At 71.7% G+C, this 25,426-nt stretch carries 26 protein-coding genes and 2 pseudogenes; 11 read left to right on the top strand and 17 right to left on the bottom strand.

What is annotated here, in order from left to right; genetic code table 11:
* Positions 1-23: 23 nt before the first annotated feature.
* Together ABD299_RS01140 and ABD299_RS01135 are read right to left on the bottom strand one after the other, a co-directional pair.
* Positions 24-1,061, bottom strand: coding sequence for an aspartate-semialdehyde dehydrogenase (locus tag ABD299_RS01140; RefSeq protein WP_344258020.1), 1,038 nt, complete (start codon positions 1,059-1,061; stop codon positions 24-26).
* Positions 1,062-1,210: 149 nt separating this feature from the next.
* Positions 1,211-1,858, bottom strand: a complete 648-nt coding sequence (locus ABD299_RS01135; protein WP_344258019.1) for an HAD family hydrolase — start codon at positions 1,856-1,858, stop codon at positions 1,211-1,213.
* Between the two features lie 219 nt (positions 1,859-2,077).
* Here ABD299_RS01135 and ABD299_RS01130 point away from each other — a divergent pair, with 219 nt between their 5' ends.
* Both ABD299_RS01130 and ABD299_RS01125 read left to right on the top strand, forming a co-directional pair.
* Positions 2,078-5,509 carry a DNA polymerase III subunit alpha gene (locus ABD299_RS01130; RefSeq protein WP_344258018.1) on the top strand — a complete coding sequence of 1,144 codons (3,432 nt, stop codon included), beginning with the start codon at positions 2,078-2,080 and terminating at the stop codon, positions 5,507-5,509.
* Entirely contained in the window at positions 5,506-6,525 is a 1,020-nt protein-coding gene (locus tag ABD299_RS01125; protein ID WP_344258017.1) for a DNA polymerase Y family protein, read from the top strand. The genes ABD299_RS01130 and ABD299_RS01125 overlap by 4 nt, the downstream gene beginning before the upstream one ends.
* Before the next feature lie 60 nt (positions 6,526-6,585).
* Here ABD299_RS01125 and ABD299_RS01120 read toward each other — a convergent pair whose 3' ends face one another.
* The 3 genes from ABD299_RS01120 to ABD299_RS25095 form a co-directional block, all read right to left on the bottom strand.
* Complete coding sequence (locus ABD299_RS01120; protein WP_344258016.1) at positions 6,586-7,215, bottom strand: pyridoxamine 5'-phosphate oxidase family protein; 630 nt, start codon at positions 7,213-7,215, stop codon at positions 6,586-6,588.
* Positions 7,216-7,378: 163 nt separating this feature from the next.
* On the bottom strand, positions 7,379-7,678 hold the full coding sequence (locus ABD299_RS01115; RefSeq protein WP_344258013.1) for an LPXTG cell wall anchor domain-containing protein: 300 nt from the start codon (positions 7,676-7,678) through the stop codon (positions 7,379-7,381).
* Positions 7,638-7,979 (bottom strand): lytic polysaccharide monooxygenase, encoded by a 342-nt coding sequence (locus tag ABD299_RS25095; RefSeq protein WP_425581227.1) that lies wholly within the window; start codon positions 7,977-7,979, stop codon positions 7,638-7,640. The genes ABD299_RS01115 and ABD299_RS25095 overlap by 41 nt, the downstream gene beginning before the upstream one ends.
* Here ABD299_RS25095 and ABD299_RS01105 point away from each other — a divergent pair.
* Entirely contained in the window at positions 7,919-8,197 is a 279-nt protein-coding gene (locus tag ABD299_RS01105; protein WP_344258012.1) for a hypothetical protein, read from the top strand. The two genes, ABD299_RS25095 and ABD299_RS01105, sit on opposite strands and share 61 nt — an antisense overlap.
* Before the next feature lie 314 nt (positions 8,198-8,511).
* Here the strand turns inward: ABD299_RS01105 and ABD299_RS01100 are convergent, their stop codons facing one another.
* The 7 genes and pseudogenes from ABD299_RS01100 to ABD299_RS01070 all read right to left on the bottom strand — a co-directional run.
* Positions 8,512-8,979 carry a hypothetical protein gene (locus ABD299_RS01100; protein WP_344258011.1) on the bottom strand — a complete coding sequence of 156 codons (468 nt, stop codon included), beginning with the start codon at positions 8,977-8,979 and terminating at the stop codon, positions 8,512-8,514.
* A 320-nt stretch (positions 8,980-9,299) separates the two neighbouring features.
* Positions 9,300-9,791 carry a hypothetical protein gene (locus ABD299_RS01095; protein WP_344258009.1) on the bottom strand — a complete coding sequence of 164 codons (492 nt, stop codon included), beginning with the start codon at positions 9,789-9,791 and terminating at the stop codon, positions 9,300-9,302.
* Positions 9,792-9,797: 6 nt separating this feature from the next.
* The gene (locus ABD299_RS01090) at positions 9,798-10,679 is read right to left on the bottom strand and encodes a hypothetical protein (RefSeq protein WP_344258007.1); all 882 of its coding nucleotides are present in this window, start codon (positions 10,677-10,679) and stop codon (positions 9,798-9,800) included.
* A 34-nt stretch (positions 10,680-10,713) separates the two neighbouring features.
* Positions 10,714-10,866, bottom strand: a complete 153-nt coding sequence (locus tag ABD299_RS01085; protein ID WP_344258072.1) for a hypothetical protein — start codon at positions 10,864-10,866, stop codon at positions 10,714-10,716.
* A 214-nt stretch (positions 10,867-11,080) separates the two neighbouring features.
* A complete protein-coding gene (locus ABD299_RS01080; RefSeq protein WP_344258006.1) occupies positions 11,081-11,398 on the bottom strand; it encodes a transposase in 318 nt (105 codons plus the stop codon).
* A 25-nt stretch (positions 11,399-11,423) separates the two neighbouring features.
* Complete coding sequence (locus ABD299_RS01075) at positions 11,424-12,509, bottom strand: transposase (RefSeq protein ID WP_344258005.1); 1,086 nt, start codon at positions 12,507-12,509, stop codon at positions 11,424-11,426.
* Positions 12,510-12,626: 117 nt separating this feature from the next.
* Positions 12,627-13,268 (bottom strand): annotated as a pseudogene (locus ABD299_RS01070) (glycoside hydrolase domain-containing protein); the annotation flags it as partial.
* 124 nt (positions 13,269-13,392) lie between these two features.
* On the opposite strand from ABD299_RS01070, the gene ABD299_RS01065 reads away from it, so the two are divergent.
* The 3 genes from ABD299_RS01065 (at position 13,393) to ABD299_RS01055 (ending at position 14,754) form a co-directional block, all read left to right on the top strand.
* Positions 13,393-13,656, top strand: a complete 264-nt coding sequence (locus ABD299_RS01065) for a hypothetical protein (protein ID WP_344258004.1) — start codon at positions 13,393-13,395, stop codon at positions 13,654-13,656.
* Positions 13,657-13,701: 45 nt separating this feature from the next.
* Positions 13,702-13,914, top strand: coding sequence for a hypothetical protein (locus tag ABD299_RS01060; protein ID WP_344258003.1), 213 nt, complete (start codon positions 13,702-13,704; stop codon positions 13,912-13,914).
* Between the two features lie 321 nt (positions 13,915-14,235).
* Positions 14,236-14,754 (top strand): hypothetical protein, encoded by a 519-nt coding sequence (locus tag ABD299_RS01055; protein ID WP_344258084.1) that lies wholly within the window; start codon positions 14,236-14,238, stop codon positions 14,752-14,754.
* 43 nt (positions 14,755-14,797) lie between these two features.
* Here ABD299_RS01055 and ABD299_RS25090 read toward each other — a convergent pair.
* Positions 14,798-15,043 (bottom strand): annotated as a pseudogene (locus tag ABD299_RS25090) (helix-turn-helix domain-containing protein); the annotation flags it as partial.
* Between the two features lie 575 nt (positions 15,044-15,618).
* Between ABD299_RS25090 and ABD299_RS01050 the strand changes: the two are divergent.
* From ABD299_RS01050 to ABD299_RS01040, 3 genes are read left to right on the top strand one after another with little or no spacing between them, the layout of a single operon-like run.
* The gene (locus ABD299_RS01050) at positions 15,619-17,175 is read left to right on the top strand and encodes a pyridoxal phosphate-dependent decarboxylase family protein (protein WP_344258001.1); all 1,557 of its coding nucleotides are present in this window, start codon (positions 15,619-15,621) and stop codon (positions 17,173-17,175) included.
* Complete coding sequence (locus tag ABD299_RS01045; protein WP_344258000.1) at positions 17,168-18,499, top strand: lysine N(6)-hydroxylase/L-ornithine N(5)-oxygenase family protein; 1,332 nt, start codon at positions 17,168-17,170, stop codon at positions 18,497-18,499. The genes ABD299_RS01050 and ABD299_RS01045 overlap by 8 nt, the downstream gene beginning before the upstream one ends.
* 57 nt (positions 18,500-18,556) lie before the next feature.
* Positions 18,557-18,937 (top strand): GntR family transcriptional regulator, encoded by a 381-nt coding sequence (locus tag ABD299_RS01040; RefSeq protein WP_344258071.1) that lies wholly within the window; start codon positions 18,557-18,559, stop codon positions 18,935-18,937.
* Here ABD299_RS01040 and ABD299_RS01035 read toward each other — a convergent pair.
* Together ABD299_RS01035 and ABD299_RS01030 are read right to left on the bottom strand one after the other, a co-directional pair.
* The gene (locus ABD299_RS01035) at positions 18,922-20,607 is read right to left on the bottom strand and encodes a glycoside hydrolase family 13 protein (protein ID WP_344257998.1); all 1,686 of its coding nucleotides are present in this window, start codon (positions 20,605-20,607) and stop codon (positions 18,922-18,924) included. The two genes, ABD299_RS01040 and ABD299_RS01035, sit on opposite strands and share 16 nt — an antisense overlap.
* Before the next feature lie 62 nt (positions 20,608-20,669).
* Entirely contained in the window at positions 20,670-21,722 is a 1,053-nt protein-coding gene (locus ABD299_RS01030; RefSeq protein ID WP_344257997.1) for a LacI family DNA-binding transcriptional regulator, read from the bottom strand.
* 242 nt (positions 21,723-21,964) lie between these two features.
* On the opposite strand from ABD299_RS01030, the gene ddaH reads away from it, so the two are divergent.
* Together ddaH and ABD299_RS01020 are read left to right on the top strand one after the other, a co-directional pair.
* Positions 21,965-22,750 carry a dimethylargininase gene (gene ddaH, locus ABD299_RS01025; RefSeq protein WP_344257996.1) on the top strand — a complete coding sequence of 262 codons (786 nt, stop codon included), beginning with the start codon at positions 21,965-21,967 and terminating at the stop codon, positions 22,748-22,750.
* A 201-nt stretch (positions 22,751-22,951) separates the two neighbouring features.
* The gene (locus tag ABD299_RS01020) at positions 22,952-23,215 is read left to right on the top strand and encodes a hypothetical protein (protein ID WP_344257995.1); all 264 of its coding nucleotides are present in this window, start codon (positions 22,952-22,954) and stop codon (positions 23,213-23,215) included.
* 27 nt (positions 23,216-23,242) lie between these two features.
* Here ABD299_RS01020 and ABD299_RS01015 read toward each other — a convergent pair whose 3' ends face one another.
* Together ABD299_RS01015 and hmgA are read right to left on the bottom strand one after the other, a co-directional pair.
* Entirely contained in the window at positions 23,243-23,998 is a 756-nt protein-coding gene (locus tag ABD299_RS01015; protein WP_344257994.1) for a GntR family transcriptional regulator, read from the bottom strand.
* A gap of 32 nt (positions 23,999-24,030) precedes the next feature.
* Positions 24,031-25,326 carry a homogentisate 1,2-dioxygenase gene (gene hmgA, locus ABD299_RS01010; protein WP_344257993.1) on the bottom strand — a complete coding sequence of 432 codons (1,296 nt, stop codon included), beginning with the start codon at positions 25,324-25,326 and terminating at the stop codon, positions 24,031-24,033.
* Between the last annotated feature and the right edge of the window lie 100 nt (positions 25,327-25,426).

Here is a 25,426-nt window from a genome sequence, read left to right as displayed (position 1 = left end):
GGCCCGCCGCACGGTGCCGCGGATCAGCCTTCCGAGCCGCGCTCGGCCGCCACCAGCTCCGCGATCTGCACGGCGTTGAGCGCCGCGCCCTTGCGGAGATTGTCGTTGGACACGAACAGCGCCAGGCCGTTCTCCGCCGTCTCGTCGCGGCGGATGCGCCCCACGTAACTGGCGTCCCGTCCGGCCGCCTGGAGGGGGGTGGGGATGTCGGACAGCTGCACGCCCTCCGCCCCGGCGAGCAGCTCACGCGCCCGCTGCGGGCTGAGGGGGCGCTCGAAGCGGGCGTTGATCTGCAGGGAGTGGCCCGAGAAGACGGGGACGCGCACACAGGTGCCCGAGACCTTCAGCTCCGGGATGCCGAGGATCTTGCGGCTCTCGTTGCGGAGCTTCTGCTCCTCGTCCGTCTCCTCCAGGCCGTCCTCGACGATGGAGCCGGCCATCGGCAGCACGTTGAACGCGATCGGCCGCACGTAGGTGGCGGGGGCAGGGAAGTCCACCGCCGTGCCGTCGTTCGCCAGCCGGGTGGCGTCCTGGCCGACGGCGCTGCGGGTCTGCTCGTCGAGCTCCCGGACGCCGGCCACCCCGCTGCCGGAGACCGCCTGATAGGTCGCGACGACCAGAGCGGTGAGCCCCGCTTCGGCGTGCAGCGGCCGGAGCACCGGCATGGCGGCCATGGTGGTGCAGTTCGGATTGGCGATGATGCCCTTCGGCCGCCGGGCGGCTGCCTGGGGGTTGACCTCCGAGACGACCAGCGGGACGTCCGGGTCGAGCCGCCAGGCGGAGGAGTTGTCGATCACCACGGGGCCGGCCTGCGCGACCTGCTCCGCCAGGGCCCGGGAGGTCGCGCCGCCCGCCGAGAACAGGACGATGTCCAGCCCGGAGTAGTCGGCCGCGGCCGCGTCCTCGACCGTGATCTCGCCGTCCTTCCAGGGCAGAGTGCGTCCCGCGGACCGGGCGGAAGCGAACAGGCGGAGCTGGTCGACCGGAAACTTCCGCTCGGCCAGAATCTCCCGCATCACACCGCCGACCTGGCCGGTGGCTCCGACGATCCCGATCTTCATGAGGCTCCTCGTTGTCGTGTCACTCGTTCTTGCGTCCCGCCCCTGCCCCCTACCCTGCCCCCCGCGGTCCAGCGGGGGCCACTTCTTTGACATCGGTCACACCGGGGGAACGGGCACTCCGAGAAGAAGCGCCTCTCCCCGGGTGACCTTCAGCCCTCCAACAGGGCCGGCAGTTTGCGCATGTCGTCGAACACGACGGTGCCGGGTCCCTCGAGCCAGGCGGCGGGCGTCAGGCCCCCGGCGTACCCGTAGGAGCGCATGCCGGCCGCCCGCGCGGCCCTCACGCCGTACTGGCTGTCCTCGACCACCGCGCAGCGCTCGGGGTCGACGCCCGACCGGGCGGCGGCGTGCAGGAAGAGGTCGGGGGCGGGCTTGCCGCGCGGCACCTCGGCCGCGCTGAAGATGCGGCCCGCGAAGCGGTCGTAGAGCCCGGTGCGTCCCAGGGTGCGCCGCATCTTGGCGTGGCTGCCGCTGGAGGCGATGCAGTGCGGGACGTTGAGGGCGTCCAGCGCCTCGGTGATCCCGGGCACCGCGGTCAGTCCGGCGTCGATCGCCTCGTTCAGCCGCCGCACGTACTGCTCGGCCCATACGGCGGCCGCGGCGTCGCCGAGGCGGGCGGCGATCTGCTCGCCGACCGCGCTCTCGGAGCGGCCGAGGAACCGGTCGATGATCTCCTCCTCGGTGAGCGGCCAGCCGAGTTCGCTCCCGAGGCCGGCGCAGACCCGCAGGGCCAGGGGCTCGCTGTCCACCAGCACGCCGTCGCAGTCAAAGATGATCAGTTCAAGGGGAGGAGCCACCCGGCCAGGCTAGCGCCGGGGATACGGCCTGCTGCCGCGGGGCTGCTCCTCTTCCTGGCCCGCCCCTCCTGGAGGGGAGCGATCGGATCCGGCCGCGGGGATGATCCTCCACCCGGGTGACCTGCCGTTCCCTGGGGTCGCACAGTTGTTCGATGGCTGGTTTATGGTGGGAGGCGGACAGTGGTGTGGTGGGGGATGCGGACGTGGCAGGAGGTGCGGATGTCCGGGTTTGTGCATCTGCACGTGGCCTCCGGGTTCTCCGTCCGGTACGGCGCCTCGCACCCCGAACGGCTGGCCGAGCGGGCCGCCGAGCGCGGCCTGGACGCCCTGGCCCTGACCGACCGGGACACCCTGGCCGGGGCCGTGCGCTTCGCCAAGGCGTGCGGCCGTTTCGGTGTGCGGCCGCTGTTCGGTGTGGAACTGGCCGTGGACGATCCGCTGGAGGAGGCGGGCCGCGGGCGCACCGTACGGCGCCGGACCCCGGTACGCGGCGGAGCCTTCACCGATGAACCGGCGCAGCGGGTGGTCTTCCTCGCCCGCGGCGGAGCGGAGGGCTGGGCCCAGCTGTGCCGGCTGGTCACCGCGGCCCACGCGGGGGGCGGGGAACGCCCGGTGCTTCCCTGGTCCGGTATCACGGAGAGCGCGGTGGACCGGCTGACCGTGCTGCTCGGGCCGCACTCCGGGCCCGGACGGGCCCTGGCGGCGGGCCGCCCCGACCGGGCGGCGCGGCTGCTCGGTCCCTGGCGGGACGTCTTCGGGGACGCCCTGCGGCTGGAGGCCGAGGCGGGCGGGCCGCTGCGGACGGCCGCCCGCACGCTCGGTCTCGCCGCGGAGGAGCGGATCGTGCCGGTCCTGACCAACGCGGTGCGCTACGCGGACCCCGGGCAGGGGCCGGTCGCCGACGTGCTGGACGCCGCCCGCCGGCTGGTCCCCATCGACCCGCGCGGGCAGAGGGACGGTGGGGAGCGATGGCTGAAGGGGGCGCCGGAGATGGCCGAGGCCGCCGCCCGTATCGCGGATGCGGCCGGTTACGGGCGCGCCGCCGCCCGCCGGCTGCTGGAGCACACCGCCGCGACGGCCGCCGGCAGCCGGGTCGACCCGGAGGACGACATCGGCATCGGCCGGGTGCACTTCCCCGAGCCGCACCTGGTGGGGGCGGACAGGCGCACCGCGGACCGGGTGCTGCGCTCACGGTGCACGGCCGGCCTGGTGGCCCGCCGCCTGGAGCGGGATCCGGTGCGCCGGGAGCGGCTGGACCGGGAGCTGGAGATCATCGGCCGGCTCGGCTACGCCTCCTACTTCCTGACCGTCGCCCGTGCGGTGGACGACATAAGGGAGCTGGACATCCGGGTCACCGCCCGGGGGTCCGGGGCGGGCTCGCTGGTCAACCATCTGCTCGGCATCGCGCATGCCGACCCCGTGGAGCACGGCCTGCTGATGGAGCGCTTCCTCTCCCCGCGCCGCGCGGTGCTCCCGGACATCGACATCGACGTGGAGTCCGCCCGCCGGCTGGAGGCCTACCGGGCGATCTTCGCCCGCTTCGGGGGGCAGCGGGTCGCGACCGTCGCGATGCCCGAGACCTACCGGGTCCGGCACGCGGTCCGGGACGTCGGCCTGGCGCTGGGGATGGATCCGGCCGAGGTGGACCGGCTGGCCAAGGCGTTCCCGCACATCCGGGCGCGGGACGCCCGCTCGGCACTGGCCGAACTTCCGGAACTGCGCGGTATCGGCGCCGGTGAGGGCGGGGAGCGGATGTGGGAGCTGGTGGAGGCCCTCGACGCGCTGCCCCGGGGCATCGCCATGCACCCGTGCGGAGTGCTGCTCTCCGATGCCTCGCTGCGCGACCGCACCCCGGTGGTGCCGACCAGCGGGGAGGGCTTTCCCATGTCCCAGTTCGACAAGGAGGACGTGGAGGATCTCGGGCTGCTCAAGCTCGACGTGCTGGGGGTGCGGATGCAGTCCGCCATGGCACACGCGGTCGCGGAGGTGGCCCGGGTCACCGGGGAGGGGCCGGATCTGGACCGGATCCCCGAGGGGGACCCGGAGACCTACCGGCTGATCCGCTCCGCGGAGACGCTCGGCTGCTTCCAGATCGAGTCGCCGGGCCAGCGGGACCTGGTGGGCCGGCTCCAGCCGTCCTGTTTCCACGACCTGGTTGTCGACATATCGCTGTTCCGGCCGGGTCCGGTCGCGGCGGACATGGTCCGCCCCTTCATCGAGGCGCGGCACGGCCGCAGGGCCCCGCGCTACCCGCATCCGGATCTGGAGCCCGTGCTGCGCGAGACGTGCGGGGTGGTGGTCTTCCACGAGCAGGTCATCGGGGTGCTGTCGGTCATGACCGGCTGTGACCCGGCGATGGCGGACGAGGCCCGGCGGGCGCTGTCCGACCGCGAGCGGCAGGGGCGGGTGCGGGCCTGGTTCGCCCGGGAGGCCGGCCGGCGCGGGTACTCGTCCGACGTCGTCGCCCGCACCTGGGAGATCGTCGAGGCCTTCGGCTCCTACGGTTTCTGCAAGGCGCACGCCGTCGCCTTCGCGGTCCCCACCTACCAGTCCGCCTGGCTGAAGGCGCATCACCCCGCAGCCTTCTACGCGGGCCTGCTGGAGCACGACCCGGGGATGTATCCCAAGCGGCTGCTGCTGGCGGACGCCCGGCGCCGGGGGGTGCCGGTGCTGCCGCTGGACGTGAACCGGTCGGACACCGGCTATCGAATCGAACTGGTGTGCGGGGGAGAGGGGAAGGGAGAGGACGAATGGGGTATCCGGCTGGCGCTGGGGGACATCCAGGGCATCAGGGCGGAGGAAGCACACCGGATCGCCGCCGGGCGTCCCTACGCGTCCCCGGCGGACCTGCTGGACCGGGCCCGGCCCTCCCGCCCGGTCTCCGAACGGCTCGCCCGCGTCGGGGCGCTGGACTCCTTCGGCGCCAACCGCCGCGACCTCCTGCTGCACCTCGCCGAACTGCACCGGCAGCAGCGGGGGAGGGGAGCCGGCGACCGGCTGCCGGTGCCCGGCGAGGGCCTCCCGCCGCGGGCCGGGCTGCCCGACCTGGACGCGGGGGAGCGGCTGGACGCCGAGCTGGGGATCCTCGGGATGGACGCCTCCGGGCACCTGATGACCGGGTACCGGGCCTTCCTGGAGGAGCTCGGTGTCCTGTCCGCCCGCCGGCTGCGCGACGCCCGGCACGGGGAGACGGTCCTGGTCGCCGGAGCCAAGGCCGCCACCCAGACGCCGCCCATCCGCTCCGGGAAGCGGGTCGTCTTCGTCACCCTGGACGACGACACCGGGCTGGCCGACTGCGCCTTCTTCGAGGAGAGCCATGCCGCCTGCGCACACACGGTCTTCCATTCCTGGCTGCTGCTGGTGCGGGGGGTGGTCCAGCGGCGCGGTCCGCGCAGCCTGAGCGTGGTCGGCGAGGCCGCCTGGGACCTCGCCGGACTGGCGGCACTGCGGGAGAGCGGCGGGCTGCCGGCGGGGGCCGCCGGGCTCGCCGCCCCTCCCGCCGCCGGGCCGGACGGAGGCGCCCCGCCGGAGAAGCGCGGGATCGAGCTGTCCACCGGCTACACCCTCCACCCCTGGGCCGATCTTCGTCCTGCCGGGGAGGCGCCCGGAAGCCGCAGACTGTGGCACGCCAGCCCCGGGAGCGCGGGATGAGCGCCACGGGCCCCGGCGCAGGGGAAGCGGGCGCCGGGAATGTGCTCTACGTGTGCTTCGAGGAGTGCCCGGAGGAGAGGTATCCGCTCCTGCTCGGCCTGCTGCGCGAGATCACCCCCGTCGTCCAGCCGCTGCCGCCCGACGCCGCTCTCGCCGATGTCCGCGGCGGTCTGCGGTACTTCGGGCTCGACGCCACCGGACTGGCCGGGATGATCCGGGTCCGGGCGCTGGCCAGGTACGGCACCGACTGCACCATCGGTGTGGCGGGCAACCCGCTCCTGGCACGGATGGCGGCCCGGGCCGGTGCCCCCGGCGCGGTTCGGGAGGTGCCCGGCGACCCCGCCGCCGTCGCCGCGTTCCTGGACGGCAGGCCGGCCGCCGCCCTGCACGGTGTCGGGCCGGCTGCCGCCCGCGCCCTGTGCTCCTACGGCCTGGACAGCGCGGGCCGGATCGCCGCGGCGCCTCCCGCCACCGTCCAGCGCATCCTCGGGGCGGCGGCCGGGCGCCGCGTCCACGAGCTCGCCCGCGGTATCGATCCCACCTCCGTCACCCCGGGGGACCTGCCCCGCTCGGCGGCCGCGGAGTACCGCTTCGGCCGTGACGAACTCGACGCCGGGCGCCGCCGCCGCGCCCTGCTGACGCTCGCCGACCGGCTCGGCCACCGGATGCGGGGGGAGGGCCGGGTCGCCCGTGCCCTGACCCTGACGGTGCGGTACGCCGACCGGTCGGTCACCACCCGCTCCAGGGCCCTGGCCGAACCCACCGCCCACACCCCGGCGCTGGCCGCCCTCGCCTATGCCCTGCACGACGGACTCGGCCTCCAGCGGGCCCGGGTCCGTTCGGTGGCGCTGCGGGCGGAGCGTCTGGCCGACGCGGCGGGAGCGGCGCGCCAGCTGTCCCTCGACCCCGGGGACGAGCGGCGGCGCCGGGCCGAGGCCGCCGCCGACCGGGCCCGGCGCCGTTTCGGGCCCCGGGCGGCCGGTCCGGCAGGAGCGCTGGACGAGGACGCGGCGTGAGACCTGCCGGCGTCGTCCGCGTCCCCGCCGGGCCGGCTGCCCGGGGGAGCCGGACCGGCGTCACTCGTACAGGCGACGGGCGTAGGCGGGACCGTAGTGCTGCTCCAGGACCTCCAGCGGGTCCCCGGGCCGCTCCAGTGCCTTGGAGATCCGGGCGCGCGAGGGCAGGGCCGAGGGCCGCCAGCTGTCCGGGTCCCAGGTCCCCGACCGCAGGAAGGCCTTCGAGCAGTGGTGGAAGACCTCCTCGACCTCCACCTGCAGCGCCAGCCGCGGACGGTGGCCCCGGACGGTCATCCGGTCGAAGAAGGGGGCCTCGCGCACGATCCGGGCCCGTCCGTTGACACGCAGGGTGTCCCCCCGGCCGGGCAGCAGGAAGATCAGCCCCACCTGGGGATTGGCCAGGATGTTGCGGAACCCGTCCATCCGCTTGTTGCCCGGCCGTTCCGGCAGCGCGATCGTGCGGTCGTCCAGCACGAGTGCGAAACCCGCCGGGTCGCCCTTCGGCGAGACGTCGCACGAGCCGTCCGCTCCCGCGGTGGCGACCAGGCACAGGGGGGAACGGGCCAGCCATTCGCGGTCCAGCGGGTGCAGCCGGTCGCGCACCTTGTCCCGGGCGTGGGGGGCGGGCTCACCGGCCACCTCCCGCAGTTCCTCCTCGGAGGTGATCTCCACCAGCTCACTCCCGCTCAACTCCCGCCCCTTCCAAGAGTGTTCTGCCCGGTTGCCGTGAACCGAGCCTACCGGCGCCGCCGGCGGACGAGGCGGTGCCGCCGCCTCCCTGAGGTGGGGGGAAGAAGGCGGCGGCACCGGGTGCGGGGGGACTCGTGGGGGGCGTGCGGGGGCGTGGAGGCGGTCAGGCGCGGTGGCGTCCGGCGGCACGGCGGCGGGTGGCGAACAGCACCACGGCTCCGGCGGCCAGGGCGCCGGCTCCGGCCAGGGCCGCCGGCGCGAGACCGCTGTCCGAGCCGGTCGCGGCGAGGCGGGCCTCCTGCGCCGTTCCGCCCTGCGGGACCGGACCGCCCGTCGCCCCGTTCTCCCCGGCCTGCCCGGTCTCCCCGGCGTCCGCGTCGCCCGGGGCTTCGCCGGCATCGGCGGGCTCCGGTGCTTCGGTGTCACCGCGCGTTCCCGTGTCCGGAGTGCCCCGGCTCGGCATGCCCGGAGTGCTCGGCCGGGCCTGAGTCCGCCTGGCCGTCCTGAGTCGTGTCCGTGGACCGAGGGGTGGCCGCGGAGCCGTCGAAGACGACGTCGGAGCAGGTGTAGAAGGCTTCCGGGGAGTCGGAGCGCTGCCAGACGCTGTAGATCAGGTGGCGGCCGGGTCCGCCTGGGAACCTCGGAGTCGATGACGTAGGCGCCGTTCTCCAGAGCCAATAGCAACCCGAAGGACCCCTACGCCGTGAACAACACCTTCTACGACGACCTCCACACCTACGTGGAGGATACGACCGGTGTCCCAGTGCCCGACCTGGCGGCTGGTGACTCCCCGGCCGACCGGCGTCTTGTCGCGGCCCTGGGCCGGGCCGCGACCGCCGCGGCGAAGATCACCAAGGGCAAGGTCGACCCGGCCGCCCCCACCGGACTGCGGTACGCCCGCATCCACACAGACGCCATCGTCCGGGAGACCGACCGGTGGATAGCCGACACCCTTGGCCACAAGGGCTTCGGCTCCGCCTGACACTGGAATGCCCGGCGACCGTGGGAGGCCGACACCGCTCCAGTCTCACCTCGCCGGCTGGGTCTTACTGGGCGCACGACGTGCGCCCGCGACCGTCTGGGGCGGTCCATCAAGGGCTCTGCTGCCGAAACCTACGCGGATGATGGCGTACTCCGCTGGCGGCCCGGCCCGGCCCGGCCTCAGGCCGGTAGGTGGTCACCACGACCGGCGGCGGCTGCGCGGCTGTCTGGAGGACCTGCGTGTGAACCGGGTGCTGCTCATCCTGGACACCACCACCCTGGGGCGGCTGAGAGCGAGACCTTCGGCCGTTGCCGTCAGGAGGCCCGCTGCTTGCGTTCCAGTCCCTTCGCTGAGGCGCGGCGTGCGGGGTCGAGCACGTCCACGGCCGAGCCCGCGCCGTGATCCGGCTCTTCACCCCATTCTCGGAGACGGGCCGCGACGCGGCCGAGGCACTCGTCTCCGGGCGGCACGTCGAGGTAGAACAGTGACTCGTCCGGGCGGCGGTCGTCTCCGCCCCAGCGCACGAGGCCGTCGAGCTCCGCGAGGATGTCCCGGACGACAGTCTGCTGCTGCGGGTGGCAGCCGCCCTTCAGGCCGGGCGGGTAGTGGCCGGGGCGGATCTGCACTGCTGTTCCTGATGCCTGGTTACTCTCCGGCAGCCCTTTGCGGACGGCCGCGGGGCTGCGCCAGCCGACCACGTCTCCGTCCCGCAGCTCCTCGATCTCGTTGTGGAAACGTCGGATCACGTGGACGAGGATGGCCTCCACGTCTCCGGTGCGCACAGCGACTCCTTCGAGCGGAGCCCCTGTGACCGGGCGGGTCCAGACGGACCCGCCGTCGTCGACGACCTTCTCCATCGGTCAGCTGTTGGGACTGTCGCCTCCCGCCAGTACACGTCTGGCGGTCTCTTCGGCCCTCGCCGTTTCTCTGGTCGAAGTGTTCCCTGAACGCCTCGTAGTCGAAGTTGTTGCCCGAGGCCGGTGCAGGTTGGCGGACGCCTGCCGTGAAGGCGTCCGGGATCACGAGTGAGCTGATACCCACAGCTCCGACGATGCCCGCGGAATACTGCAGAACCTTTCGCCGGGATACTCCCTGGCCATCCTCATTTCTTCCTCCTGAGGTGGATGGGCCATCCTGCGGTCTTCGTCTGTCGGTTTCCGAGCGCTAGGCCGGCGGACATCACTGCCGCCAACGCCAGGACCGCGACCACCGGATTGACATAGCCGGGTACGCCGGCGGTGTAGCTGGTGCCGTCGCTCATGGAACACACCAGGCGAAGCGGGATGTACTGGCCCTCGTAGCCGTCGACGGCTGTCATGCGGTCACGTCCCACGACCTCCATGCAGGCGTTGAAGGCGGAGTCGCCAGTGGTGAAGACCAGTTGGATGACGCCCCAGGTGTAGCAGGCGACGGATCCGGCTCCGCACAGGACGGCCAGGTCCCTCCACCGGGCGTCAGCCGTCTTTGGCGGTCCCCCTCGCTGGGCCCAGGAGGAGCAGAGGAACACCGCGCAGACAGCGACGGCGACTGGCCCGGCGAGGATGAGCCCCAGCAGTACGGCCGGACTATGCGTCGCGAAACGATCCGCTGACATTCGGAGTCACGCACCCCGGATGATGCTGTTGCACCGCTCGAAGATCTGGTAAAGCGCCATACGCTTCTGCGCGTGTTCCTCCGCTTCGTTTCCCCACCCCTGGGAGCGTCGCAGGACCTCGAATATCTCCCGGTCGGTGTAGTCCAGTCGCGGGCGGCGGATGATCGTCTCTCCGCCCGGCGGGTTGACGCCGCCCGGCTTGCCGTCGGCCCCCCACATATGGATCAGCGGGACCGTCGCGATACTGAAGTCGTTGTTCTGGTTGAGCTGGTGCCACATGACCCACAGGTCACTGTCAACGTCTGGGTCGAGGATCGGTCCTTCGGCAAGGGCATTGTTGATGCAGTGGTTCCAAGCAATGATGCCGACCGTGCCGCTGATCTGAGCGACCCCTGCACTGGAGTCACGCACGGGGGTGATGGTGCTGCCGCCGGTTGCGGTGTGGCAGTAGACCACAGCGGCATCAACAGTGAGATCCATCAGGTCATAGTGGCACATCTCCCAGTAGGCGGAGGTCTGGATGAGCGCCTTGCGCATCTGGTAGCGGTGGGAGATCTCCGTCATCAGCCGGCCCTCTGCCATGATCGACTCAAGGCACTCACTATGGGAATAGATCCTGTTGAGCGAGGATTCCGGGAAGCCGATCGACTCCATGTACGCGCCCACGTCGTGCTGGAGACTGAGATAGTAGGCGCCGTCGAAGTAGGTGTCCGGCAGTCCGATGCGCGGGGGGTTGAAGCTCCCCTGTCCGACATCGCGACCGGAGGCGATGTTGTTGTCGATGTTGATGTACCCGTCCCCAGAGCCGACGCTGATCGTTGCGATCTGGTCGTAGGCCCAGTCCCGCGGAAGGGAATAACCGTAGTTCCCCGAGAACCCGGCGGACATGTCGGAGACGAAACTGGCAGTGGAGAGCTCGGCGTCACCAACCCGCGTGCACACGTTGCGAGGCCGTAGACACCCACTTCGTAAGGGCTTCCGAAGACGGCCATGCCGTCCCGGATGCCGCGAAGTGCGGAATTATCCCCTCCGTCACCTGGTAGTCGAGTGCGTCGAAGTCGACGGCGAAGAAGATGCGCGTGCCGTACTTGAACCCGTAGTCGTGAGAGGCGTTGGCCTCGATTCGTCAGCGGTGATCACTGCGAGGCGAGGTGGTGAGTTCGCCCCGTTTGTTCCGCCGGTGGGCGGACGGGACCGTCGCGTGTCGCCGCGGGCTGCGCCGGGTTCCACGGGCCCGGGGACTGCGGGTGCTCTCCTTTCTGGTCCTTGTCGGGGCGGTTCTGTGCGGGTCAAGTGGGCTGTAGGCCGGCGAGCCGGTTCCAGGCGAGGGCGAAGGCGGCCGACCAGGGCCACGACGCGTCGAGGCGGAGGTGCCGGACGCGGGCATGTCGGGCGAGGCGGCCGGCCTGGTGGTAGATCCGCATCCGCATGGTCTGGGGCTCGGCGTCGGCCAGGTCCTCTTGGTCGTGCAGGGCGAGGAGGCGGAGCCAGGCGTCGAGGTCGGCCGCGACGTTCGCCGCGAGCATCCAACCGCGGTTCGAAGTCCACGACTTGGCGGGCAGGTTGTGCAGGCCCATCGCCTTGTTCGTGCGGACCCGGTCCTCCACGACGGCGTGATGACGGTGCAGGGCATCAAGCCATTGCCGTCTGGTGGGAGCCTGGGACGCCCCAGAACTTCGTGATGTTGGTGGCGATGATCGAGTACTTCCAGCCGGTCTTCTTCTCGAGGTCGGTGAGGTTCTCGGTGTGCCGGCCCGACGGGCGGACCCGGCGGGCTATCAGGCGCATGCCCTTCAGCCAGCCTTCCCGCTTGTTGAGGCCGGTCAGCTCCGCGAGGCCGCTGTGATCGCCGTCGTGCGGTTCGCCGTCCTGCTTCAGGCTGGACTCCCAAACAGATTCGGGGAGTTCGGCGATGGCGGTCTCGTCGGCGGGGGTGATGGTCCAGCCGGTGGTGAAACGGACCCGGCGTCGGGTGGTGGTCAGCTTCTCCATGTGTTCGTGCAGGCCGTGGGTGGCGCCGGCCCCGTCGAGGCGGATGAGGATCTTCGCGCTGGAAGAACCGGGGATCTGCTGCAGGGCCTGGTCGAGGATGCTGATGTGGTCCGCGGCGGTGTTCGATCCGGCGCTGCCGGTCCGCAGCAGCATGGCCAGGCACTCCTGCGTGTTTGCGTACCACGCGGCCAGCGGATGGAAGCCGAACGTGCGCTTGAACGTGGCCGAGGCGCCCTCTTTCTTGGAGGCGGCGGTGATGATCGTGGCGTCGATGTCGACGATCACCCAGCCATGGAGGCGTTTCCCGGCGACGGTCAGCCAGGGAAAGCCCTCCGGCCGCGGGGCCAGCCAGGTCCAGACGATCCGGCGGACCCTCGCGTGGGCGCGGGCCACAGCGGCCAACGTGGTGTCGTCGAGGCCGGCCAGCAGCCGGCGGATCGTGGAGGCCGAGGCGGACGGGCCGAACACCCGCTGCTGGTGGAGCGCGAGTTGCTCGGCCTCGAGCACGCTGCGGGCGCCGAGCGCGATCGATATCGCGAGGTGGACGAACACTGCGGCGCGGTCGCGCCATCCGCTCCCGCCCGCCGGGAACACCCTGGTCAGCGCGGTGATCAGCCCGCTTCGGTCCGCCAGACGACGCAGGAGCACGGCTCCGCTGTGGCCGACGATGCCCTTGCCGTCGGCCCCGACCCGCAGGCCGTGGTCCCACGCGGTAACGTTGCGCACCGGAAAGGTGTCCTGACTTCTGTACCGGATATGACTTCAGCAATCACATCCTTGCAGGTCACGGGCACCTTTCTACTGCCAGGGCGTCAGCTCACCCAATTCCGCTGAACAGTCGAGGTTGACGGCTGCCAGCGCGGCGGCCTTCCCCTGCTCGTAGCTGAAGTACTGCGCTCCGTTGCCATACGTCTGGTAGATCGGCAAGACCCGGAGTCCGTTCTCGGCGATGGTGGCCAACTCGCCAGGCTGGATCGCCATCTCGGGCAGGCCGGCGACGCTGGGGTTCGTCAGGTAGCGCCCGATGTAGCGGTATCCCTCAGCCTTCAGGGTGTCGGCCCTCGCCTGAGTAATCTTCGTGGCGCCGTCGCACGCCGTTCCGCGGCGGGTGGCATCCCCGGTGGAAACCGGCAGCGAGGCCCAGGTCTGGTAGTCGCCGATGCCGGATACAGGGAGGCGGCAGAAGCTCTGGAACTGCGAGACGGCGCTCGACATGGTGTTGTCGAAGACACTTGAGAAGGTGACATCGGGACGCTGGTCGAGAACCATCGCAGCGCTGAACAGGAGCGGCCAGGTACCCCTGGAGCCGAGATGGACGGTGTTCTGCCGCGGACCGGCCTGCGTACCGGGCCCGAAGACACCGTTGGCCGTGCCGTCCGCCATGCCCAATTCGTACTGGATGGCCAGCAGCATGGATCTGGCAACATCGCGCGAGTGGTGTCCGTCGCAGGGGATGATGAAGAAGTCCTGCCGGTTGGCATACCGCCACAAGACTGACGAAATGCGCTTGTGATGCGAAACTTGCCCCAATAGCTCAATTTCTGCCAATTCCAGGCGTGTGTGGGCCCGTCATGCGCGCCCTATGCGCGTTCCGAAAGTCGAAGGAACTGTGAAGCGTATCCGGATCGTCCTCATCTCCGTTGGCATCCTGCTCGGTGTGCTGGCGCTCGGCGGCATCGGCGTGGCAGCCGTCAACATCTACCAGCAGCTGAACGCGACGCCCGACCACCCGCCCGCGGCCCGCCCGATGATCCCGTCGGCGCCACCGGAAGCGGACGAGAAGAAAGCGGAGCAGTGGGGCGATATGCTCCGCACGCGCGCGGCGGGCGCCGACTATACGATGAACGACGCGGCCGACCTCGACGAGGGCTGACGCTCCGCTGCCGCGGAGGTCACCTCGATCTCCAGCAACGAGGTCGTGCGTCATGTCGTCATCCGCACCGCTCTGGAGCCTGACGACCGGGCGGCGGTCGGCCAGATTGCCACCGTCTTCTCGCTCTGGCAACAGAGCGGCGCGGACGTGGGGGAGCTCGCGCCCCCGGGAGCGGGCTGGGTCCAGCCGGGAACTGGAGGAGCCGTCTCGGTCTACGCCACCGACAGTTCCCTGCTACTGGCCAACGTGGAGTTCTGACCGGTGCCCCTCTGGTCCGGTGCGGCACCGATCCTGCCGCCGGTGACCCAGCCGGCTGGAAGCCGACTCACCCCCGCGGTCACCCAGGATCAGCGCTCAACCGGATCGACGAGTTCCGGGCCGAGCACGGTCACGATCCGGTGGTGGGGAATTGCTCGCTGGTCGCGCCAGGCCGATCGAAGCTGGGTGTAGCTCGGGGTCGCGGTGAGGGTGGGGTGAGCCTGACTTTCATGAAGCCTTTGCCGTCGACAATGACTATGAGGGGCGGGATGCACACGTTGAGTGTGGGCCGTTGAGGTAGGTCCCGGTGAGGATGCCGTCGTGGCCGGTGGCTCGGGCGGTGGCGTCCAGGTTGGGGTGATCGGTTCCGCCGGGGGCGGTGAGGGTGTCGAAGTCGACGGGGGTGAGTTCGGGTTCGCCCTGCCAACGTACGGCTCCTGGCTGAACTGGATCGAGGCCGAGTTCGCAGCCCTGCGCTACTTCGCACTCAACGGCACCGACCATCGCAGCCACGATGAACAGAACGCCGTCATCGCCGCCTACGTCGGCTGGCGCAATGCCCGCGCCGGGCAGAAGACAGCCTTCGCGCCCGACTCGCCGATCCGCTCATGGACCGCGGGGCATCAGGTTCAGCGGCCCGAACTCGTCGACACATATCACTCGACCGTCGGCGGGCGGAGTGTCGTACAACGCCAGGTTCCAGGTGGTGGTGGTCTTCCAGGAGACCTTGCCGGCGCGCAGGATCCGGCGCAGGGTCTCCCGGCTGATGGCCGCGGTCACCTTCTGCTTGCCCAGGTGCTCGGCAAGCTTGCTCAGGCTCCAGGCGGAGAACTGCAGTGATCTTCCAGTCAGCGGGGGACGTCCGGGCGATCAGGCAGATGTGCTCGCGCACCTCGTCACTGATCGTCTTGGGGCGTCCCTCGCTCCATGCCGGGTCCAGCGCGTCGAGCCCTCGTTCGTTGAAGGCGTGGATGACGTCGCGGACGTAGTCCTCGCCGACCTGCATCAGCGTGGTGATGTTCTTGACCGTCCGGCCCTGAGCGGACATCAGGACCACGATCGCCCGGCGGAGTCTCACCGGGTCCTTCGCGGTCCGGCTGATCCGCTGCAGCTTCCGGCCCTCCTCCATGGTCACCGGCCGCACGAACACACTCGGTCGACGTCCGACGATCACCTCCAAGATCAGGTCCTGGAGACAGTCTGCAGTCCGACGAGCAGCGGGCCGATTACCCGGCCAAGGCTGTGTGACGAACCGCCAACCCGGCCCGTCAAGGAAAACACGCTGGTGGAAGGCCTGCTGACGATCCTTATGGTGCGGTTGGGGACGGGCTCACAGGTGGTTAAGGATCCCCGTCGCCGTGCGGTGCGGGAGCCGCGGCGAGAGGGCACGGGCCTGACGGGCAGTGCCGGAAAGAGGGACACGGAGTTGACAAGGTTAGGCATGCCTAACCTAAATTGATCTGTGTGGACGGGCGGTCTCCGGCCCCCGCCGCGACGAAGGGCACCCGCATGCCGACTCCGGTTCTCCGCCGCTCCCCTCTGAGCGGCACCGCATCCGCGGCCACCGGCCGGCGCGCCCGTGCCCGGGCCGCTCCGGCCTGACGCACCCCCAGCCCTCCCCTCCCGGCCGGCCGCCCAGCCGACGGCCACGACACACGCAAGGGACACCAGACCCCCATGAGCATGCCCGGCCACGCTCCGCCCGTGCCCGCGCCACCCACCCTGCTGGAGCCCGACCTGCTGGCCGCCGACCCGGCCGGGCTCGCAGACGTCGGCCGGCTCGTCACCGAGCTGACCCGCGAGGCGGCCGGTGCGCTGCGCCGCCGCTCCGGCCCGCTGCCGGCCGTCACCCCGCAGGAGCTGGCCCGGTCGGTCGACCGGCAGCTGCCCGACGGCCCGCTGCCGCGCACCGGGGGAGGCAGGGCCGCGCTGCACGCCCTGGCCAGGGCCTGCGCGGCCGGCACCGTGGACCTCGCCGACCCGCGGGCGGCAGCGCACCTCCAGCCGCCCTCCCTCACGGTGGCGGCGGCCGCGGATGTCCTGGCCTCGGTGTTCAACGCCTCGGTCGACACCTGGGACAGCGGGCCCTACGCCGTCGAACTCGAACGCCGGGTCATCCGCGCACTCGCCGGTCTCACCGGATTCGGGGCCGGCTCGGACGGCGTGCTGACCCCCGGCGGCACCGCCTCCAACCTCCAGGCCCTTCTCATCGCCCGTGACACGGTGCTGCGCGACCGCCGCGACGTGCGCGGGCACGGGCTGACCCGGCTGCCCGTCCGGCCGGTGGTCCTGTGTTCCGAACTCGCCCACTTCTCCGTGTCGAGGGCCTGTGCTGTCCTCGGACTGGGCGAACACGCCGTGCGCCCCGTCCCGGCCGACTCCGCGTACCGGATGACTCCGGAGGCGCTGGACCTGGCCCTGCGCTCCCTGGCGGCGGACGAACTCCCCCTCGCCGTGGTCGCCACGGCGGGAACGACCGACTTCGGCTCCGTCGACCCCCTCCCCGGGATCGCCGCCGTCACCCGCGAACACGGGGTGCGCCTGCACGTGGACGCCGCCTACGGGGGAGGAGCGCTGTTCTCGGACCGGATGCGCCCCCTGCTGGCGGGCATCGAGGCCGCCGACACCGTCACGCTCGACCTGCACAAGACCGCCTGGCAGCCCGCCGCCGCGAGTGTGCTGCTGGTCCGCGACCGCGCCGGCCTGGAGGCCACCACCGGACTGCGGGTGGCCTACCTCAACCCGGACGACGACGGCGAGGCCGGCTACGACGGACTGCTCGGCCACTCCCTGCAGACCACCCGCCGCGCCGACGTCCTCAAGGTCGCCGCGACCTTCCTGGCACTCGGTCAGGAAGGCATCGGATCCATGCTGGAGGCCTGCCACGACCTGGCCCGGCACGCGGCCACGGCGGTGCGCTCCCACACCCGCCTGGAACTCGTCACCGAACCCGCCCTGACCACCGTGGTGTTCCGCTACCTGCCCGCCACCACCACGGACCCGGAAGCCTGCGACCGCATCAACGGCGCCCTGCGCAGACGGCTGCTGAGCGAGGGAACCGCGCTCATCGGCCGCACCGAGTCCGGCGGCGCGGTGCGCCTGAAACTCACCCTGCTCAACCCGCAGGCCCGCACCACGGACATCGACGAGCTGCTGGCCGCGGTGGTCGCGGCCGGCCGCGCGGTGGAGAGCGGGACCCCGCAGCCGACAGTGCCAGGGCCGGCGGAGCCGGCCGACCGGAAGGAAACCCCCCATGAGTGACACCGCCGCCCCCGCTCCCGCCGACGGGACGCCGGTGCTGGACCTGGCCGCGGTCGGCATCGGCCCGTTCAACCTGTCGCTGGCCGCTCTCGCCGACACCGCGGGTGGCTTCTCCTTCGAGGCATGGGACCGGCGCCCCGTCTACGACTGGCATCCCGGCCTGATGTTCGACTGGGCCAAGCTCCAGGTCAGCTTCCTGGCGGACCTGGTCTCCCTCGTTCGGCCCGACAGCCGCTGGTCCTTCCTGAGCTACCTGGCCGACCGGGACCGGATGTATCCGTTCTACATCGCCGAGCGTTTCCACATGCCGCGCCGCGAGTACGCCGACTACTGCGCCTGGGCCGCCCACCGGATGCCCGGCTGCACCTTCGGCACCGAGGTGGAGCGGGTCGAGTGGGACGCCGCCCGTGAACTGTGGGAGCTCACCCTGCGGGACACCACGAGCGGCGCGGAGCGCACCCGGCTGGCCCGCAACGTCGTCCTGGGTGTCGGCAGCGAGCCCGTCCTGCCGCCCGCGCTGCGCGATGCCGGCGAGCGGGTCATCCACTCCGCCGAGCACCTGCACCGCGTCGACGGCCTGATCGGCGACGGCGTGCGGGACATCACCGTCGTCGGCTCGGGCCAGTCCGGGGCCGAGGTCTTCCTCGATCTGATGCGGCGCCAGCGCGACACCGGCTGGGCGGTCACCTGGCTCACCCGCTCCTGGGGCTTCGCCCCCATGGACTACTCGAAGCTGGTGCTGGAGTACACCACCCCGGAGTACATGACGTACTTCCACGGCCTGGCCCCGGAGGTGCGGGACCGGCTGGCCGCCTCCCAGTGGCAGTTGCACAAGGGCATCAGCACCGAGACCATCGACCTCATCCACGACGAGTTGTACGACCACCTGCTCGACGGCGACCGGCCGCCGGTCCGGCTGCTCCCGGCCACCGCCGTCCGCGCCGCGGAGAAGACCGGGGACGGGGTCCGGCTCACCCTGTCGCACGCCGACACCGGTACCGAGGCCACGCACGAGACCGGTGCCGTCATCGCGGCCACCGGCTACGCCCCCCGCCGCCCGGAGTGCATCGCCCCGCTCGACACTCTTGTGCGGTGGGACGAGAAGGGCCGCTACGACGTCACGCCCGGGCACCGCGTCCGCACCGTCCCCGAGGTCACCGGAGGGCTGTTCGTGCAGAACGCCGAGCAGCACACGCACGGGGTCGCCTCCCCCGACCTCGGCATCGGCGCCTACCGCAGCGCGGTGATCCTCAACGCGGTGGCCGGACGGGAGGTCTTCCGCCTCCCGCGGCACACCGCCTTCCAGACCTTTTCCCCCCGCTGACACCTCCGCCGCCCGCCACCGGTCTGCGGGCGGCGGGCGGCGGGGGAGTGGGGCACAATCACCGGCGTGACTTTCACCATCGACCCGGGGGCGGCGACCCCGCCCTACGAACAGCTCCGCTCCCAGATCGCCGCCCGGGCGCGCAGCGGTGGCCTGCCCGCCGGGTACCGGCTGCCCACCGTGCGCGGGCTGGCCGGTGAACTCGGGCTGGCGGCCAACACCGTCGCCAAGGCCTACCGGACGCTGGAGGCGGACGGGGTGATCGAGACCCGGGGCCGCAACGGCACGTTCGTGGCGGCGTCCGGCGGCGCCGCGTCGCGGCAGGCGGCGGCCGCCGCACTGGAGTACGCGCAGCGCGCCCACCGTCTCGGCCTGGACCGGGAGGCCGCCCTGGAAGCGGCCGGGGAAGCGGTCCGGGCGGTCTACGACGGAACCTGACCGCGGCCGCTCCGCCACAGCCACACGGCCGTGTCGCCGGGCAGGTGCCCGTCCTCGATGCGGTCACTGGCCAGCAGCACGCCGCAGTCCGCGGGCAGCGGCAGCGGGGTGGACGAGAAGTTCACCGCGCACCGCAGATTCGGTCCACGCCCGAAGACCAGGGCCCCTTTCGGCGCGTCGAGCCACCGCAGCGGCCGGCCGGCGAACCCCGGCTGCTCGCGGCGCAGTCGCAGGGCCGCCCGGTAGAGCTCCAGCATCGAGCCGGGCGCTCCGGACTGGGCCTGTGCGGTGAGCTCGCGCCAGGCCGCCGGCTGCGGCAGCCAGGGCGCGCTGCCCGGCGGACCGAAGCCGAAGGGCGGGGCGCTGCCGGACCACGGCAGCGGGACGCGGCAGCCGTCCCGGCCGCGCACGGTGTGGCCCGAGCGTTCCCACTTCGGGTCCTGCAACAGTTCCTCGGGCAGGTCCTCCACCTCCCACAGGCCCAGCTCCTCGCCCTGGTACAGGTAGGCGCTGCCCGGGAGCGCCAGCATCAGCAGCGCCGCGGCCCGGGCCCGCCGGGTGCCCAGCGCCAGGTCGGTGGTGGGGGTCACGGTCTCGTCGGAGCCGACCGCGGTGTCGCTCCGGCCGTAGCGGGTGACGTGCCGGGGCACGTCGTGGTTGGACAGCACCCAGGTGGAGGGCACGCCGAGCGGGTCGAGCGCGCCGAGACTGCTGTCGATGACCTCGCGGAGCGCCGCCGGCTCCCAGGGCGAGCGCAGATAGGAGAAGTTGAACGCCGTGTGAAGTTCGTCCGGGCGCAGGTAGCCGGCCAGCCGTTCGTCGCGGACGTGGGCCTCGGCGACGAAGAGCCGGTCGCCGGCGTAGCCGTCGGCGATGGCGCGCCAGGAACGGTAGATGCCGTGGACACCGTCCCGGTCCCAGTGCGGGTGGTCCGCGGTACGCGGGTCCGGGCCGAAGACCGCCTCCTCCGGGAGGCCGATATCCGGCAGGTCCGGATGCTTGTCCAGGCCGTGGGCGACATCGATGCGGAACCCGTCCACCCCGCGGTCGAGCCAGAACCTCAGGATCGACTCGAACTCCTCCCGCACTTCCTGGCAGGCCCAGTTCAGGTCGGGCTGCTCGGGGGCGAACAGGTGGAGGTACCACTGGCCCGGGGAGCCGTCCGCGTTCGTGGTCCGGGTCCAGGCACGCCCGCCGAAGCGGCTGCGCCAGTCGTTCGGCGGCCGGGAGCCGTCCGGTCCGCGGCCGTCCCGGAAGATGTAACGCTCCCGGGCGGCCGACCCGGGCGGCGCGGTGAGCGCCTCGGTGAACCACGGATGCTCGTGGGAGGTGTGGTTCGGGACGAGATCGAGGACGACCCGGATGCCGAGCGCGTGGGCCTCGGCGATCATCTCCTCGGCCTCGGTGACGGTCCCGAAGGACGGGTCGATGCCGCGGTAGTCGGCCACGTCGTAGCCGCCGTCCGCCATGGGCGAGGGATACCAGGGGTTGATCCACACGGCGTCGGCGCCGAGCTCGGCGAGGTAGGGCAGGCGGCTGCGCAGCCCGGCGATGTCGCCCATGCCGTCGCCGTTGCCGTCGGCGAAGCTGCGGATGTAGATCTGGTAGATGACGGCGGTGCGCCACCACGGAGCGGCGGTGGGGGTGCGGTGGGGGTCGGAGTGCGGCACGGGAACTCACCTGCTCGTCGGGGGAAAGTCGGGGGAAAGTCGTCAGCGGTCGTCGGGGCGCCTCAGGGGGGCGTCAGGGCTTCGGGAGGGCGCCGGGAGGAGGGGCGGGCGGTGCGCACCGGACCGGTGGTGCCCCGGATCACCAGCCGGGTGGGCACCACGGTGTGGCCCGGTTCCTCCCCCCTTCCGGCCAGCGCGCCGATGATCTGGCGGGCGAGGAGTTCGCCCTGCCGGGCGACCGGCTGCCCGATGGTGGTCAGGTCCAGCAGCTCGGACGTCTCGTGGTCGTCGAAGCCGATCACGGACACGTCCGCCGGTGCCCGCAGGCCCATCCGGCGCAGGGTGCGCAGCGCGCCGAAGGCCATCTGGTCGGATTCGGCGAACACCGCGGTGGGCGGGTCGGGCAGGCTCAGCAGGCGCGCCATGGCGGCGGCACCCTCCTCGATACCGGCGTGTCCCCGGGCCTCCAGCTCGGAGTCGGGGACGATGCCCGCCTCGGTGAGTGTCGCGCGGTAGGCCTCCCGCCGGGCGATGGGGGTGGCGAACCCCCGGGGATCGTCGGGTGCCCCGGTGATCATTCCTATCCGCCGGTGGCCGAGGTTGATCAGGTGCCGGACGGCGGTGGCGGCGCCCGCCCGGTTGTCGATGCACACGCCGCCGAACCCCGGAATCCGGCTGCCGAGCACGGTGACCGGTACTCCCATCGACGCCAGCGCCTCGGTCTCCGGCGCGGACAGCGGCAGGTTCAGGACGATCAGGCCGTCCACCCTGCGCCGCAGCGGCATGCGGGTGAAGAACCGCCGGTGCACGCGTGCGTCACCCAGGTTGTGCAGCAGCAGGTCGAGGTCGTGGGCGCGCAGGACCGCGTCGATTCCGGCCAGCACCTGGCCGTAGAACCAGCGGTTGACGAACGGCAGCACGACGCCCACGGTGCCGGTCCGTCCCGAGGCGAGCCCGGCGGCGTGCGGGGACACCGAGTAGGAGAGCTCCTCCGCCGCGCGCAGGACCCGTTCCCGGGTCGCCTCCGACACGTGCGGCAGCCCTCGCAGGGCTCTGGAGACGGTGGCGGTGGAGACGCCGGCCCGGCCGGCGACATCGGTGATGCTGGCTCTCATCGGCGACGGTCCCTCCCCTCGGGCCGCAGCAACGTACTGCCGGGACGGCACCGGCCGCAATCGTTTTCACCGGACGATCCGGGTGGGACCGGCCGGCACTGTCGTGATCAGGACAGTTTCGGAGCGGGACGGCACGGATCCCCTGAGGCAGCCTGTGAGCAGTGATGCAATCGTTTACATCCGTCCCCGCCCGGCAGCCGGACCCGGCGGCGCCCCTCCGGGAGGGCGGCTAGGGTGCCCGGATGACCGGTTCTCGTCCCACCGCCCTTGTCCGCCGCCCCGGCCCTCGTCTCGCCGAGGGTCTTGTCACGCACATCGAACGCTCCTCGGTGGATCCGGCTGCGGCGCTGCGGCAGTGGCAGGGCTATGTCGCGGCGCTGGAACTGCACGGCTGGGAGATCCGCGAGGTGCCCTCGGCCGACGACTGCCCCGACGCCGTGTTCGTCGAGGACACCGTCGTCGTCCACCGCAACGTCGCGCTGATCACCCGCCCCGGCGCGGCCTCCCGGCGTCCGGAGACCGAGGCTGTGGAGGAAACGGTCGCCGCATTGGGCTGCGCGGTGGCCCGCGTCCGGGAACCGGGCACCCTGGACGGCGGGGACGTCCTGAAGGTCGGCGACACCGTCTACGTCGGCCGCAGCGGGCGGACGAATTCCGAGGGAATCCGGCAGCTGCGCGCGGTCTTCGGTCCGCTGGGTGCCACCGTGGTCCCGGTGCCGCTCGACCGGGTGCTGCATCTGAAGTCCGCGGTGACCGCTCTGCCCGACGGCACGGTGGTCGGCCACCGGGCGACGGTCGGCGACAGTGGCCTCTACCCCCGGTTCCTTCCGGTTCCCGAGGAGAGCGGTGCCCATGTGGTGCTGCTGGGCGGAAACGCCGTGCTGCTGGCGGCGAGTGCTCCGAGGACCGCCGAGCTGTACGCGGACCTGGGCTACACGCCCGTTCCCGTGGACATCGGCGAGTTCGAGAAGCTGGAGGGGTGTGTGACCTGCCTCTCGGTCCGTCTGCGGGAGCTCCCGGGTGTCTGAGAAGATCGTCTTCCGCCCTGCCGGCGGGGGTGCCGTGCCACCTGCGTGCGCCGGTGCGCCGTGGCGGGCTCCGGCCCACCTCGGTGTCGTCAACACCGTTGGCGGGCAAGGTGAATTACGGGACCGGGATACCCGCACGTCCTCGGGGCGCGTTAGGGTTGTCCTGCCCGGACCGGGTGCCCTCGTACGGGTGGGAGAGTCATGGATCAGATAACAGCGCGCAGCAGGCCGCGGGTGCCTGCCATCGATTGCGGGAGCGGTGCCGGCAGCTCGCGCCTGGACCGTCACCTGAGCGTGCTCTCCGGTCCTCCCGTGCCTCAGCGCGACACGGAAGAGGCGTTCACGCTGATGCGTGAGCTGACCCGGCGCGACGAGGAGTCGGTGCGGACCAGCCGCGGGGCGAAGGTTCTGCTGCTCGCCCCCCTGCGCCGGCTGCGCCGGACCCTGTTCGGCGGGCGCGGCTGACGTCATCCGGCCGCCGGCCGGTATCGCTCACTCGGGTGCGGCGTCGACCGTCACCGAGAAGGAGAACCGGTCACCCCGGTAGTGGATGCGTACCACATCCACGGCCTGGTCCTTCTCGTCGTAGGCAACGCCGGTGCAGTGCAGGATGGGGCTGAGCAGCGGCACGTCGAGCAGCTGGGCGGTCTGCGGGTCGGCCAGCCGGGCCTGGACGGTGTTGGCGATCCGGCTGACGGAGACCCCCGCCACGTCCCGCAGCACCTTGGTCATCGGCCACCGTTCCAGGTCGGCCGGGTCGATACGGCCCGCGACCTGGGGGTGAAGGAGGTTCTCCGCCCAGTTCGCCGGCTCGCCGCTTTCCCGGTCGCAGCGCAGCCGGCGGAAGCTGATGACCTCCGAGACGCCGGGGAAGTACGGCACCAGCTCGGTGGGGACCGGCACGGGCCCATGTCCCAGCAGGGTGGTGCGTTCACCGGACTGCTGGGCCACGATGGCGTCGACCGTACCGAGCAGCCGCACCGGGGCCGCCGGGCGGGCATCGGGTTCGATGAAGGTGCCGCGGCGCCGGTGGCGGCTGATGAGCCCCTCGTTCTCCAGTTCCTTGAGCGCCTGCCGCATGGTCAGCACGCTCACGCCGTAGTGGCCGGCGAGCTGCTCCTCGGTCGGCAGGCGCAGCGGAGCCTCAGGGGCCCGCCCCAGGATCGAGGCCCGCAGCGACTGGGAGACCTGGTACCACAGTGGCAGCTTCCGGTTCAGCGCGAGTGAATCGGGTGCGAATACGGTCACGGCGGGCGCTCCGGGAGGATGATGGTACGAGGTTATGAGAAGTGCCGCTCCAGACCCTGCCACACCTCGTCGTACCCGCGCTGCAGGTGTTCACCGCTGATCGCTTGTTCGGTGGCGGTTACCGGCCAGCGGGTCTCGAACATGAAGGCGAGACCGTTGTCCACCCGCTGGGGCGCCAGCTCCGCGGCGCTGGCACGGTCGAAGGTCTCCCGGTCCGGCCCGTGGGCCGACATCATGTTGTGCAGTGACCCCCCACCGGGCACGAACCCCTCGGCCTTCGCGTCGTAGGCCCCCTCGATGAGCCCCATGTACTCGCTCATCACATTGCGGTGGAAGTAGGGCGGCCGGAACGTGTCCTCGCCGACCAGCCAGCGCGGGGCGAAGACCACGAAGTCGGCGTTGGCCAGTCCGGGGGTGTCCGACGGCGAGGTCAGCACGGTGAAGATCGACGGATCCGGGTGGTCGTAGCTGATCGTGCCGATCACATTGAAGCGGCGCAGGTCGTAGCGGTAGGGCACCAGGTTTCCGTGCCAGGCCACCACGTCGAGGGGGGAGTGGTCGTAGACGGCGGCCCACAGGTTCCCGCAGTACTTGTTCACGACCTCCACCGGGCCCTCCGCGTCCTGCCAGGCGGCCACCGGTGCCTCGAAGTCGCGGGGGTTGGCCAGTCCATTGGCGCCGATGGGTCCCAGATCGGGGAGTACGAAGGGCCGTCCGTAGTTCTCGCACACATAGCCGCGGGCCGGCCCGGCGGGCAGCTCCACCGAGAAGCGCACGCCCCGCGGGATCAGTGCCATGTGTCCGGGTTCGGCGCGCAGCCGCCCGAACTCGGTGTGCAGCAGCAGCGCGCCGCTCTGCGGGACGATCAGCAGCTCGCCGTCCGAGTCGCTGAACACCCGGTCGGTCATCGAGGTGTCGGCGGCGTACAGATGGATGGCGATGCCCGCGCGCTGCCGTACGTCCCCGTTGCCGCCCAGCGTCCACAGGCCGGAGACGAAGTCCGTCCCCGCCGGAGGCTTCGGCAGCGGGTCCCACCGCAGCCGGTTGGGGTCGGGCACGGTTTCCTCGAACGGTGCGCTGCGCAGAGAGCCGTTGCCGGTCCGGGCGAACGGGGGATGCGCGGCGGAGGGCCGGATGCGGTAGAGCCAGGACCGGCGGTTGTGGGCGCGCGGCTCGGTGAAGGCGTTGCCGCTCAGCTGCTCGGCGTACAGGCCGAGGGGGGCGCGCTGCGGTGAGTTCCGCCCGATGGGCAGCGCGCCGGGGACGGCCTCGCTGCTGTGCTCGTTCCCGAAACCGGACAGATAGCTCAAGGCCTGCGCATCGCTCATGACAGCTCCCGCCGCTCCAATATTCCTGCATATGACCATAGGAATCTAGGGGATGTGCGTCAACGTTCCTCACCGGTAGGGATCGGCGCGGTCGGAGGGG

The sequence above is a fragment of the Streptomyces sodiiphilus genome (genome assembly GCF_039529215.1).
Classification (GTDB): Bacteria; Actinomycetota; Actinomycetes; order Streptomycetales; family Streptomycetaceae; genus Streptomyces; species Streptomyces sodiiphilus.
This window is presented reverse-complemented; position numbering and strand designations above follow the sequence as displayed.

What these genes read in the sequence shown, in the direction of transcription:
- ABD299_RS01125 (WP_344258017.1), top strand. Translation starts at nt 5,506, where the DNA reads ATGAGCGCCACGGGCCCCGGCGCAGGGGAAGCGGGCGCCGGGAATGTG.
- ABD299_RS01115 (WP_344258013.1), bottom strand. Translation starts at nt 7,678, where the DNA reads ATGCCGAGCCGGGGCACTCCGGACACGGGAACGCGCGGTGACACCGAA.
- ABD299_RS01140 (WP_344258020.1), bottom strand. Translation starts at nt 1,061, where the DNA reads ATGAAGATCGGGATCGTCGGAGCCACCGGCCAGGTCGGCGGTGTGATG.
- ABD299_RS01020 (WP_344257995.1), top strand. Translation starts at nt 22,952, where the DNA reads ATGGATCAGATAACAGCGCGCAGCAGGCCGCGGGTGCCTGCCATCGAT.
- ABD299_RS01030 (WP_344257997.1), bottom strand. Translation starts at nt 21,722, where the DNA reads ATGAGAGCCAGCATCACCGATGTCGCCGGCCGGGCCGGCGTCTCCACC.
- ABD299_RS01130 (WP_344258018.1), top strand. Translation starts at nt 2,078, where the DNA reads ATGTCCGGGTTTGTGCATCTGCACGTGGCCTCCGGGTTCTCCGTCCGG.
- ABD299_RS01045 (WP_344258000.1), top strand. Translation starts at nt 17,168, where the DNA reads ATGAGTGACACCGCCGCCCCCGCTCCCGCCGACGGGACGCCGGTGCTG.
- ABD299_RS01095 (WP_344258009.1), bottom strand. Translation starts at nt 9,791, where the DNA reads ATGTCAGCGGATCGTTTCGCGACGCATAGTCCGGCCGTACTGCTGGGG.
- ABD299_RS01090 (WP_344258007.1), bottom strand. Translation starts at nt 10,679, where the DNA reads ATGTCCGCCGGGTTCTCGGGGAACTACGGTTATTCCCTTCCGCGGGAC.
- hmgA (WP_344257993.1), bottom strand. Translation starts at nt 25,326, where the DNA reads ATGAGCGATGCGCAGGCCTTGAGCTATCTGTCCGGTTTCGGGAACGAG.
- ddaH (WP_344257996.1), top strand. Translation starts at nt 21,965, where the DNA reads ATGACCGGTTCTCGTCCCACCGCCCTTGTCCGCCGCCCCGGCCCTCGT.